Here is a 12,078-nt window from a genome sequence, read left to right on the forward strand (position 1 = left end):
ATAGCCCCAACAAGTAGTTCAGGGGCAAGCCTCTTCCGACTTAAAACCCATAACGCGTCGCCCGGTTCCGTGCAACCACGGCTTCATTGTGGGCACTCCGTACCCAACGAAGCCTTAGTTGTTAGCCATAGTTATTTTCTTTATTACATTAATCTGGCAGGCTGTTTATTCAAAATTGGCCCCATTCATGAAAAATCATCTTTCCGGTTGAGTCAAATTTTTCAACCGAGTAATTTCTCGTCAGTTTGTTATAGCTTTCCTTTGAAACTAAAGCTCCGGCCTCATCATAGCATGCTGTGTTCCGGATCTTCTTTTCAAAAGTGTTATCACATTTTGTAAATGCCCCCTTATGAAATTGAAAGCTTGTAAGTTTGCTTACCCTCTTTCCTGTATAAGAATACACCAATGTCATTTTTACCTTATTGAGGCTTATCTGCTCCACTCTCTCCACTCTCCCCTTGGCATTTGTAAAAGCAACAAAGTAATCGATCGCTACTTTGGCTTCTGCTTCCGAGATTTTGCCTTTTAAAGTTTTGGGATTGTTAACATCGTTAAAATGAAGAAAGAAAGATCTTTTTAATTCATTACTTGCAGCGTCGCTAAGTGCTGCAAAGCATAAGAGCAAAAACATCAAGGAACTTGCTATAGAGGACATTTTCTGTGGAGGTTTTATTAGCCAAATAGTAAGGATTAATTTGCTTTAATGCCTTTCAGGCTTTTGTACCAATCGTTGTAATTCCAATGTCTCTTCACAGTCAAGAGCTTCCAATAACAAAGCGTTATTCTTCATGCTTAAGCTATACTCTTTGACAAGCTTTTCTTCATGATGGAATGATGAATATACAATGTTTAGCCGAAGAGTCGGACTGTCTTTTGTTAGCCCTTTAATGATCTTACCACTCCCTTTTTCAGTTAAAGTGTGTTTTTCTAAACCTGCGTTGTTTCCTTTTTCATCAACCAAAGTACCGATCACCTGATCTTCATGTAATTCCCAGCTAACGCTATCTTCACTGACTATCTTAAGTATAATTTCTTTTTTCAATGGCATAGACGTCGCCGGCAAAGAAGATGAGGTTTCTAACTTCCATACTCCCTGCAATATTTGAGCAAAAGCCTTAGGACTTATACTAAGCATTAATGTTAGTAACAGGATATACATCATAGTAATAATTTGGCTAACGTACTTGTGCAGCCGAAGCCCGAAGCGTAGCAAGGGTTAAAGCTGCACCTTGTTGGCAATTCGTTTTTTTAACATTGATGATATTTCGTTTTTATAGATAGCTTATTATTTTGGGCAACACCTAAAAGTTCAGCAACCCTTTCATACTGTTCTATTTGGCTTTCTTCAGGGAAATTTTTTCGGATAATAAAGCCCTCTTTTGTATTTGTTACAGGATTATCAAAAAGGTATAATTTTCTATCCTCAATTGGAATCCATTCAATCTGTTGTTCTCCGTTATTATAAACTTCAAACTTTATAAATTCTCTCTTTCCGTTTGATTTATCAAACGTATGCTGCGTTCCCCAATTTGCCTGATACCCACTGCCGCCTCTTAGATTGGTCGTTTCATACTTCGATTGAATCTGAAACATTTTGTAACCATAGTTGGTGTGGTCGAATTGATAAACAAGTTCTTTTATTTCTTGTAAATATTTGTCGAGTATCTCAGTTTCAATTTCCGCAGTTCTCTCCCAATAATCTTCTGTATCCCCTTTGTTCGTTTGCGTCTGCTTAAAAATTGCTTTAAATGATTCTATAACCTCTGAAGAAATCATGTGGGAATAGTGCGGTAGCGTCCAAAATTCAAGAACCTTTCCAGGTAATACTTCAAGTTTTTTAGAGGTCCTTTCTTGGATATTATGGTTCCAGTTTTCCAGATGAAAATCGAGGTTGTATGGTAAATCTAAAATTGAAAAATCCTTCATATTGGAGGTATCAATTTCTAGTTTCCATCCTTTAATGTCGATGTACTCTGTAGAGTAGTCTACTCCCATCTCTGATGAGGAGAGATTTTCATTTTTGCTTTTCCCAAAAAGATTTTTAAACATTTTTCCTCTTTATCAATAATTGCCAACTAGTGTATAAACGGAATAAACATCCCGTTTTTTGTCGTTTTCGGCAGATAACCGGAACCGGACTACCGAATATACTATATACCATTTAGATTATACTTCAAACCTCCAATTTCCTTCTCTGAAAACTACTCCTCCATAATTCCCCCATTTTTCCGAACTTTGCTCAACTCATATTAAACTCATAACTAAATCTCCCTTGTCTACCACGCACAAAGAATACCTGCTGCAGTCGGAGCCGAACAAGTTCAGCCTGGAACACCTGCGGGCGGGCGAGATGATCGTGAACATGGGCCCTCAACACCCGAGTACGCACGGTGTACTGCGCCTGGAAGTGGTCACAGACGGGGAGATCATAACTGAAGTGGCGCCGCACATCGGCTACCTGCACCGCTGTTTCGAGAAGCATGCCGAGAGCATGGCCTATAACCAGACCATTCCCTACGTGGACCGCATGGACTACCTGGCTGCCATGAACTCGGAGCATGTGTGGTGCATGGGCGTGGAGAAGCTGCTAGGTATAACCGATCAGATTCCGAAGCGGGTGGAGTATATTCGGGTGCTGGTGACGGAACTCAACCGACTGGCTTCGCACTTCCTGGCTATCGGTACGTACGCCATCGACATCGGGGCTTTCACGCCTTTTCTGTGGCTGCTGCGCGACCGGGAGCACATTCAGCGCCTGCTCGAGTGGACGAGCGGCGCCCGCATGCTGTATAACTACATCTGGGTGGGTGGTTTGTACTACGATCTGCCCATCGGTTTCGAGGAGCGCTGCCGGGAGTTTATCCATTACCTGAAGCCCAAGCTCGACGAACTCGACACCATCCTGCTCACCAACAAAATTTTCATTGACCGCACGGCCAATGTGGGTATACTGCCATTGGATGTGGCCATCAATTACGGCTGCTCCGGCCCGATGCTGCGTGGTTCCGGCCTGCGCCACGACCTGCGCCGCGTGGATGGGTATAGCGTATACCCGGAGCTGGAATTTGATGTGCCGATCGGCGAAGGTATGATGGGCACCACCGGCGACTGCTGGGACCGCAACTATGTGCGGGCGCTCGAATGCCGTGAGTCTGTCAAGATCATCAGCCAATGCCTCGATAAGTTGGTAGGTGAGCACAAGCGCACCCCCGACTTCGATCCGCAGGCTGCCTGCCCCAAGAAGATGCGCATGACCGGCACGCAGGAGCTCTACTTCCGGGGCGAAACCCCGCGCGGCGAGCTGGGTTACTTCTTCCGCACCACCGACCGCAGCGATGTGCCTTTCCGCTGCCATGGCCGCGCCCCAAGCTTTGTGAACCTCTCTGTACTGCCCGAAATCAGCCGTGGCTGCATGGTAGCCGACCTCATCGCCATTGTAGGCTCCGTGGATATCGTGCTGGGCGAAGTGGACCGGTAAACCCCTTGCCACTTCTGGCTGGCAGTGTTAAGGACAATACATTGTGGTTTCCTTTCAAAACTCATGGCAATAGTAGCCGTTAAAAATCACTGATGTGCTTTTTGTTGCACTCCGAGAATCACACGAATTTCCTGTAGTATGCATATGAGATTGAACCAGCTATTCAACATACATCTCCTTTGGCTTAGTATACTTTTTGCACCTGCCACAGCCATGGCACAGGTGCAGAAGCATCCGCAGCAGAAGCCGAAAACAGATACGCTCAGGTCTGTAGGTGATGATTTCTTCACCCTTCCTGCCGACACCATACTTCCCGGTCAGAAACACCCTTTTACAGAGTCGCAGCGACGGGAGGGCGACAACAAACGCTACCTCAAGCGGGCCGTTATACCTGCTGCCGTGCTTATTGGTGCCGGCGTTTACACCATGGGGGGACACGGTATTCTGAACAGCGATGATGTTTTTAACTACCGGCACAGGGTCTTCCCTAAGTTTGCAACCAATGCCGATGACTTTGCTATGCTGGCTCCGCTGGTGGGCTTGTATGGCTTCAACATCATATCGTCGCAGAACAGGCACGAACTCGGGCGCCAGACCTTGCTGCTCCTTTCATCCGGAGCACTCGCATCGGCTATTGTCTGGCCTACCAAGAAACTGACAGATAGAGATCGTCCGAATGGCAAGCCTTATGCCTTCCCTTCTGGCCACACGGCCTACGCGTTCACCATCGCTACTTTTATGGATAAAGAGTTCCGGCACAAGAGTCCCTGGGTAAGTGTGGTGAGTTATGGTATAGCCGGCGGAACCGGTGTGCTGCGGGTGCTGAACGATGCGCATTGGCTTTCTGATGTGCTGGCCGGCGCTGGTGTAGGTATACTATCCGTGAACACTGTTTATTGGATACATGCCAAGCTCACCCATGGAGGCGGTTTGAACACGGCCATGTACCCGGTTGTGTTGCCCAACGGGCAGATGGGTATGGCGATGTCATATACCTTTTAATTTCCAGTAACTTCAAACAAGGTATAGCCTGGCGCTTTCCGCTCTGTGAGCAGGCGCCAATTCTTTTTATATCTTTACCACATGCCCATACGCCGTCTGCTTTTATGCTTATACCTATACCTGCAGGTGAGCCTTGCTACCGCACAGGTATACCAGGTGCAGGGCACGGTGCGCGACGCCAACACTCGTGAAAAACTTCCTTTCGTGAGCATCGTGGTGAATGACGGCGAAACAGGCACGACTTCCAACCTGGAGGGACGGTACCAGATCAGGCACCATCGCCCGATCACCAATCTGCGCTTCAGCTACGTGGGCTATACCCCGCAAACCATCCCGGTCGATTCGCTTTCGCAGTTTGATATCGCCTTACATCCTTCGGCAGCCCAGCTGCGGGAAGTAGTTATTCGATCCGGCATCAATCCGGCGCACCGCATCATCCAGCTGGCTAATCAGAACCGTGATCGGCACCGCCTCGAAAACATCCCGGCTTATACCTACCTCACCTACAACAAATTCATCCTGACGGCCACCGCCCCTGATGACCTCGACCTGAGCGATACCTTGCGGCTTTCTGAGGAGGATTCCTCAACATGGCGCATGCACAACCTGCTGGCCAAGCAGCACCTCTTCCTGATGGAAAGCATCACGGATTATGCGCAGCTGGGCAAAAATCTTTCAAAAGAAACCATCCTGGCAACCCGGGTGTCGGGGCTGCAGCAACCCAGCTTTGGAGTGGTGGCCGCAGAGGCGCGGGTGTTTTCGGTGTACGACGATATGCCGGTGTTCTTTGGGAAGCGCTACCTGAGCCCGCTGAGCAATGGCAGCATCAGGCGCTATGACTTTGTGCTACAGGAAACAGCTGTAGTGGGAGCAGACACGGTCTTTATCATCTCGTATGCGCCGCAGCCCGGCAAGAATTTCAATGGCCTGAAAGGACTGCTTTACATCAACAGTGATGGCTGGGCCGTGCAGAACGTAGTGGCTGAGTCGCATGCCGATGACAAGCGCGGCTTGAAGTTGCAGCAGCAGTTTGTAAAAGTCGATAATCAACAGTGGTTTCCTGCGGAGCTGGATGTGGAGATAACCGTGCAACAGATCTACATGCGGGGCCACCAACCCTACGCACACATCCGCACCTACATCACCAATGTCAACCTGAACCCACCGCTCCGGCGAAGCGATTTTGGGGTAATTGCGCTGGAGCAGCAGCCGGATGCCTGGCGACAACCGGAGCAACTCTGGCAACAATACCGTCACGATTCCTTGTCAATGAAAGAGCAGACCACCTACCAACGCCTCGACAGCGTAGGCCAGGCGCAAAAACTCGACCGCACCATCCGTACCATGGAGTATCTCATGGCAAAACAGCTGCCCATCGGCCCCATCAGTCTGGACCTTAACCGGTTAATTAAGGTGAGCCGCTTTGAGGGAATGCGTTTAGGTATAGGCGCTCATACCAATAACCTTCTTTCGGAGCGTTTTACAGTTGGCGGCTACTGGGGCTATGGCCTACGTGATAAGGAACATAAATACGGAGCTGATGCTGCCGTTAAACTGCACAAGCCATCTGAACTCACCATTTCGGCGGCTTATGCCGAAGACGTGGAAGAACCGGGTGGTCGTCGGTTGCCTTTCCGGGAGCGGAGTCTGCTCAGCGATCTGCGTCCTGCTCTCCTGCCCAACCTGGACTATACCACCCAGCGAAGTGCTGGCCTGAGCGGGCGGATGCTGCGCTACGTGCAATGGCAGGCAGGTATACGGCAGGAGCAACGCCGCCCAACGCTGCCGCTTTTCACGCCCGAGCCAGGTATAGGTATGCCGGAGTTCAACCTGGCTGAAGTGACGGCAGGCCTGCGATTTGCCTATGGCGAGCAGTATATGCAACTGTTCAACCGCCTGTTGCCCATGCCGAGCCGCTACCCTGTGCTCTGGCTCCAATACGCCAAAGGCATCGACGCCCTGGAAAGCGACGGCTATACCTACAACAAGTTCGATCTGCGTGCTGAAGGGTCTTTTAGGCAGCGGAGCCTCGGCGAGACCCGCTTTGTGTTGGCAGGCGGCTTGGTGCAGGGCGATGCGCCTTTCGTGAGTCTCTACAATGGCTACGGCAGCTACAGCTCCAATTACAAGGTTTATGCCGGCGAGGGTTTTGAAACGATGCGTCCTTACGAGTTCTTCTCTGATCGGTACGTGGCTTTGTTCCTCCGCCAGGACCTAGGCAAGCGTCTGCTCAACACTAAACTCTTTAAGCCTGACCTGGTACTCGTGCAAAACATGGGCATCGGCGACCTGCGCCAGTCTATACCTGAACTCCAGCCACTCGAGTATGCTAACATGCGCAAAGGTTTTTTTGAGTCCGGATTGATGCTCAACAACGTCATCAGCTCTGCCTTTTCGGGTGTTGGGGTTGGTGCCTTTTACCGCTACGGTCCTTATGCCCTGCCACGAGCAAAGGATAATCTCAAAATCAAGCTGACGGCCACATTGGCGTTTTAATTGTACGGGCTTCGTGAGAGCAAACCAATTCCCTTTTCTATACCTGTTCCTGTATACCTACTAAAGACATTCCGCTAAGTGCAGGCCTGGAAAATGGGCACAACCATCTCCAGTTAAAGAAGTATAAAATTAACGTATGAAAATCCTATCCGCTCAACAAACCCGCGAAGCTGATACACAGACCATCAGCGAGGAAGGCATTGCTTCAGAAGAATTGATGGAACGGGCAGCACGGGCCTTTACAGGTTGGTTTGAAAACAAATTCACACCGGAGCAACCTGTCTGTATCTTCTGCGGCCCCGGCAATAACGGCGGTGATGGCCTGGTAGTTGCTCGACTCCTACACCAACGCCTCTACGACGTGCAGCTATACCTGGTCAACGATAGTAGCCAAACGTCCCCGGATTTTCAGATCAACCTGGAGCGACTGCCACACGAGATACCCCCACACTACATCAAAAATAAAAATGACCTGCCTGCTATACCTGACAAAGCCTGCGTGATTGACGCCTTGTTCGGTACCGGCCTCTCCAGACCCGTCACCGGGCTCTATGCCGATGTCATTAACTGGCTAAATGAGCACAGCAGCTGTACCGTCGCTATTGATACCCCTTCGGGTTTGTACACGGACAAGCAGACGCCTGCAGAGGGAGCCATTGTGCAGGCGGATCATACGGTAAGCTTTGAACTGCCCAAGCTTGCTTTTTTTCTCCCCCAGCACGAGCAGTACGTGGGTGAATGGCACATTGTATCCATCGGTTTGAGCCCGACATATCTGTCGGAGGCGAAGTCGAACTTCCATTATGTGGAGCAGAAAGAGATGCAGCAACTGCTAAAGCCGCGCAGCAAATTCTCGCATAAGGGCACCTACGGGCATGCGCTGCTGTTTTGCGGAGGCTATGGTAAAATAGGAGCAGCGGTGCTAGCGGCCAGGGCCTGTCTGCGCAGCGGCGTAGGCCTGCTTACTGTGCAGGTGCCTGCCATTGGCTATGATGTGCTGCAAACTGCCGTGCCGGAAGCCATGCTTATACCTGACAACAACCGCAGGCATTTGTCTAAGCTGCCGGAATCTATGGAGAAGTTTAGTGCCATAGGTATAGGACCGGGCATCGGCACAGAACGAATGACCAAGACGTTGCTGGGCCAACTACTGGCCACCACGGATCTGCCCCTCGTCATCGATGCCGACGCCATCAACCTAATCGCCAGCAGCGACAAACTCAAGGCGCAGCTTCCGAAAGGAAAAGTCATCTTCACGCCGCATCCCAAAGAGTTCGAACGACTGGTCTGCAAAAGCAATAACGAATACGAAAGGCTGGAGGAACTGCGGGAATTCTGCCGGGTATACCAATGCTACATGGTCCTCAAAGGAAGTCATTCAGCCATTGCTACGCCGGAAGGAGACATTTACTTCAACACCACCGGCAATGCAGGTATGGCCACGGGAGGAACCGGCGATGTGTTGACCGGCATCCTGACGGGGTTGGTAGCGCAAGGCTATACCTTAAAAGAGGCTTGTCTGCTGGGCGTATACCTGCACGGACTTGCCGGTGATCTGGCTAGAGATACGGTAGGAGAAATTGCCCTTATCGCTTCGGATGTGATTCAGCATTTGCCACAGGCTTTTCAGAAGTTGGGCCGCGCTTAGCTAACAGCCAGGTATACGAAAGCAAAATGTACCAGCATGGCACCATCGGCCAACAGCGCATAATAGATGCGGGGCTTCTCTTCCGACGCATTCCATACGATCAGGCTAGCCACCAGGGCAGCGCTCATCAAACTTATGAGAATGGCTCCTTCTTCCGTCAGCAGCACCAGCAACAGGTATAGCAACAGGAGACCAAGAGATAGGAGGCGCGTATAGTTTTCACCTAGCAGCCCGGGGAAGGTGAGGGTGCGGGTACGGCGGTCGTAGGTATAGTCACGGATGTCGAACAGGAGGGCCAGCGCCAGAATGAACAGGAAGCGCCGCAGCCAGAGCAGCATCACCGGGCTATCCACCTGCACTGCTGCATCGATCAAAGGAAACAGCACCGTTACGGCAGACCACACCAGCGCAATCAAAAACACCTTCAGCAAAGGCACACTCCGGAAAGGTTTGAAACGGTTGCGTGCAAGCGGTACAGTATACCCTACTGAAATCAGCGCCAGCACCAGCACAAACCACAGGTTAATCCTAAGCTCAAACAGAAAGAACAGGATGATAGCTCCTGCTAGGCTTAACAGAGCCAACACCGCCAGCTTCCGCTGATGCCGGATGCTCCAGGGCTGTCCGGCCTCGCCGGCACGCCAACCACGCCATGTGCGCTGCAAACTGCTGGTGTTGTAGGTAAAGAGCGTCGCCAGAAACACAAATCCCGCCATCGGCAGCGATACCTTATTTCCTGTCAGTAAGTACGTTTCTACTGTTAGTCCGAAAGCGCAAAGCGAAATGAACACATTGCTGTAGAGCAAAGCTTCTATACCTGCTCTCAGCCAATTGGCCAGTTGTTGCTGGTGTCTTATCTCGTTGTATCCTCTTTCTAACATCCTTCTCTGCAAGTTCGCAATTCAGGTACGGCTTTCAAACCCCGGCCGACTGTAAATAAAAAAGCCTGACACAGGTTTTACCCCACATCAGGCTTTACAGGAAAAGTAAAGTTTTAGATCGTGCTTTTCGGCTCTGTTTCGATAAAGGTAGCGTCATATAGTCTGATGCTCTCCTTGATGATCTCGTAAGCCTGCTCACGACCCAGGAACTGCTCTACGATTACTTCTTTGTGCTCCAGTTTCTTGTAGTCTTCAAAGAAGCGGCGCATCTCCAGCAAAGTGTGCGGAGGCAATTCAGAAATATCGTTGATGTGACGTACCGACATGTCGTTGTTCGCCACGGCAATGATCTTATCGTCTTCTTCGTTGTTGTCGATCATGCGCATCACACCGATCACTTTCGCATCGATCAGGCACATAGGCACTACATCCAGCGAACAGATTACCAGGATATCAAGCGGATCTTTATCGTCGCAGTAAGTTTTAGGTATAAAACCATAGTTGGCAGGGTAGTTCACCGATGAGAAAAGTACACGGTCGAGTTTCAGCATGCCGCTTTCTTTGTCCAACTCGTACTTTGCTTTCGAACCCTTTGGAATTTCAATGATAGCAGTAACGACTGCCGGGGCCTCCTCACCGTAGCTCACGCTGTGCCACGGGTTATTCTTTTCTAAATTCTCCATCATATAATCTTTCTTAAAAGTCGTCGAAACCAATTGTTTCGACAGGTATTGTTACTTCATTAAATCTTGCAAGGGGCGCCCCACGCTTCCGTTTGGCTCCTGTATGTATAGCCAGGAGGCGATAGTTGGGGCAATATCTGCTATAGCGGTTTCAACGGAGCTCTCGCCCGGCTTCACTTTCCAGCCATACCATACCAGCGGCACGTGCGTGTCGTAGTTGCTGTGCGAGCCGTGCGTGGTTCCTTTCTGCGGTCCGCTGCCATAGCCTTCGAACCAGCCTGGCTGCAGCACCACCACTACATCGCCGGAGCGCTGGGCGTTGTAACCGCTCTCGATGCGCGCCATCAGTCCGCCAGTCGCTCCTACACGCTGTACCGCCTCAGCCGGAATGGCTCTGGCCACTCCTTCAAAACGCATCACATAATTGGCCACCGCTTCCTGCACATCTGCTCTCTTCAGCTTTTTGGCCTCAATCGTTTTATGGTCCAGGTATACCTGCTGGTTGGTATAACGCTCCACCCAACGACCTTTGCCCAACATTTTGTTCAGGTGCAACTCCAGCGAGTCACGCATTATGCCGGAGTTGGCTGTGCCTGCCGGAATCTTCAGCGACTCCATATAGGTGGGCACATGCGCCGCGCCATGGTCTGCCGTCAGGAAAATCAAAACATTGTCCTTGCCGATTTCCTTCTCCAGCAGATTGATCAGTTCTTCAATCTCACGGTCGAGGCGCAGGTATACATCCTGCACTTCAATAGAGTTGGGTCCGAAAGAGTGCCCGGTATAGTCAGGGGTAGAGTAGCTCAGCGCCAGAAAATCGGTATGCTTTCCTTTACCCAGGTTCTCACCGCGCAGGGCTGCTTTGGCAAACTCCGTGGTTATTGTGTTGCCGGCAGGTATAGAGCGAATCAGCTCATAATCCTTACCACGTAAGGCAGGGATGTTGTGCGGAAATACGGGTCTTTCTTCGCCTGGCAGGGCACGCTCCCACGGCATATCATCTGCTGTACTTTCGGTATACTGTTCGATCGGAAGGAGTGTGTTCCATACCTCACCCAACAGTTTGTCCGGATGCTTTTGGTTGTTGAACTCCTGTACCCAGTTAGGCAGGTTATTCGCATAATACGTGCTCGTGATCCAGTTTCCGGAAGGAGAATCGAACCAATAGGCGCCATTGGCGGTATGGCCGGCTGGCAGAATAGACCCTCTGTCTTTCAGGGCTATACCTATCACCTTCGACTGCATGTTGTTGGAAAGGCGCAGTTCATCTGTGATGGTGGTCGTCAGCAGGTTCCTAGGCGACATCAGGCCGGCATCGGAAGTACTGCCTACCGTTTTCACGGTCTTATCTTCCACACAGTACACAGACTTGCCCGTGGTGCGATCATACCAGTTATTTCCGATAATACCGTTTAAGGCAGGTACACTACCGGTATAAACGGATGCGTGGCCTGGTCCGGTATACGTCGGCACGTAGCTGTACTGGTTATTTTTGAAGTTGAAGCCCTGTCTTACCAGTCTTTTAAATCCGCCTTCGCTGTACTTATCCCAGTAACGGTACAGAAAATCGTAGCGCATCTGATCCACCACAATGCCTACTACCAGCTTCGGCCGGCCTTCTACACCGATCACTGGCGGGTTTACCTGTTGCTCATTTACTACGCTTGGGCTGTTGCCTGTATTAGTAGTAGTAGTACAAGCCTGCACTGCAACTAATACAAATGCTGCAACCAAAGTCTGAAAACCGGATCTAAAACCGCTTAACTTCATGTGTTTGTTGTTGAGTTTCTCAAATATAGGCAACACACCCCAACTTACCGGCCGGCATACATACCCGTACTCGATGTTTTAACAAAAATATAACACACTGTATTATATCCCCAAAAAAAG

General features: G+C 50.2%; 10 protein-coding genes. 4 read left to right on the top strand and 6 right to left on the bottom strand.

Annotated features, from left to right (window positions below):
• Positions 1-169: 169 nt before the first annotated feature.
• The 3 genes from AC4QZR_RS18775 to AC4QZR_RS18785 form a co-directional block, all read right to left on the bottom strand.
• Positions 170-655 carry a hypothetical protein gene (locus AC4QZR_RS18775; protein ID WP_494482295.1) on the bottom strand — a complete coding sequence of 162 codons (486 nt, stop codon included), beginning with the start codon at positions 653-655 and terminating at the stop codon, positions 170-172.
• A 45-nt stretch (positions 656-700) separates the two neighbouring features.
• Complete coding sequence (locus AC4QZR_RS18780) at positions 701-1,162, bottom strand: hypothetical protein (RefSeq protein WP_494482296.1); 462 nt, start codon at positions 1,160-1,162, stop codon at positions 701-703.
• Positions 1,163-1,248: 86 nt separating this feature from the next.
• Positions 1,249-2,049, bottom strand: a complete 801-nt coding sequence (locus AC4QZR_RS18785; protein ID WP_494482297.1) for a hypothetical protein — start codon at positions 2,047-2,049, stop codon at positions 1,249-1,251.
• Positions 2,050-2,272: 223 nt separating this feature from the next.
• Between AC4QZR_RS18785 and AC4QZR_RS18790 the strand changes: the two genes are divergently transcribed.
• From AC4QZR_RS18790 to AC4QZR_RS18805, 4 genes are all read left to right on the top strand, one after another.
• On the top strand, positions 2,273-3,478 hold the full coding sequence (locus AC4QZR_RS18790) for an NADH-quinone oxidoreductase subunit D (protein ID WP_494482298.1): 1,206 nt from the start codon (positions 2,273-2,275) through the stop codon (positions 3,476-3,478).
• A 144-nt stretch (positions 3,479-3,622) separates the two neighbouring features.
• Positions 3,623-4,480, top strand: coding sequence for a phosphatase PAP2 family protein (locus AC4QZR_RS18795; RefSeq protein WP_494482299.1), 858 nt, complete (start codon positions 3,623-3,625; stop codon positions 4,478-4,480).
• An 81-nt stretch (positions 4,481-4,561) separates the two neighbouring features.
• Entirely contained in the window at positions 4,562-6,976 is a 2,415-nt protein-coding gene (locus tag AC4QZR_RS18800) for a DUF5686 and carboxypeptidase-like regulatory domain-containing protein (protein WP_494482300.1), read from the top strand.
• 136 nt (positions 6,977-7,112) lie between these two features.
• Entirely contained in the window at positions 7,113-8,624 is a 1,512-nt protein-coding gene (locus AC4QZR_RS18805; RefSeq protein WP_494482301.1) for an NAD(P)H-hydrate dehydratase, read from the top strand.
• Here AC4QZR_RS18805 and AC4QZR_RS18810 read toward each other — a convergent pair.
• The 3 genes from AC4QZR_RS18810 to pafA all read right to left on the bottom strand — a co-directional run bounded on the left by AC4QZR_RS18810 (position 8,621) and on the right by pafA (position 11,958).
• Positions 8,621-9,505, bottom strand: a complete 885-nt coding sequence (locus AC4QZR_RS18810) for a UbiA family prenyltransferase (protein ID WP_494482302.1) — start codon at positions 9,503-9,505, stop codon at positions 8,621-8,623. The two genes, AC4QZR_RS18805 and AC4QZR_RS18810, sit on opposite strands and share 4 nt — an antisense overlap.
• A 113-nt stretch (positions 9,506-9,618) precedes the next feature.
• The gene (locus AC4QZR_RS18815) at positions 9,619-10,191 is read right to left on the bottom strand and encodes an inorganic diphosphatase (protein WP_253401835.1); all 573 of its coding nucleotides are present in this window, start codon (positions 10,189-10,191) and stop codon (positions 9,619-9,621) included.
• A gap of 48 nt (positions 10,192-10,239) precedes the next feature.
• Positions 10,240-11,958: an alkaline phosphatase PafA gene (pafA, locus tag AC4QZR_RS18820; RefSeq protein WP_494482303.1), complete on the bottom strand. Its 1,719-nt coding sequence runs from the start codon at positions 11,956-11,958 to the stop codon at positions 10,240-10,242.
• Positions 11,959-12,078: the final 120 nt, after the last annotated feature.

The organism is Pontibacter sp. YIM B11418, assembly GCF_059278805.1.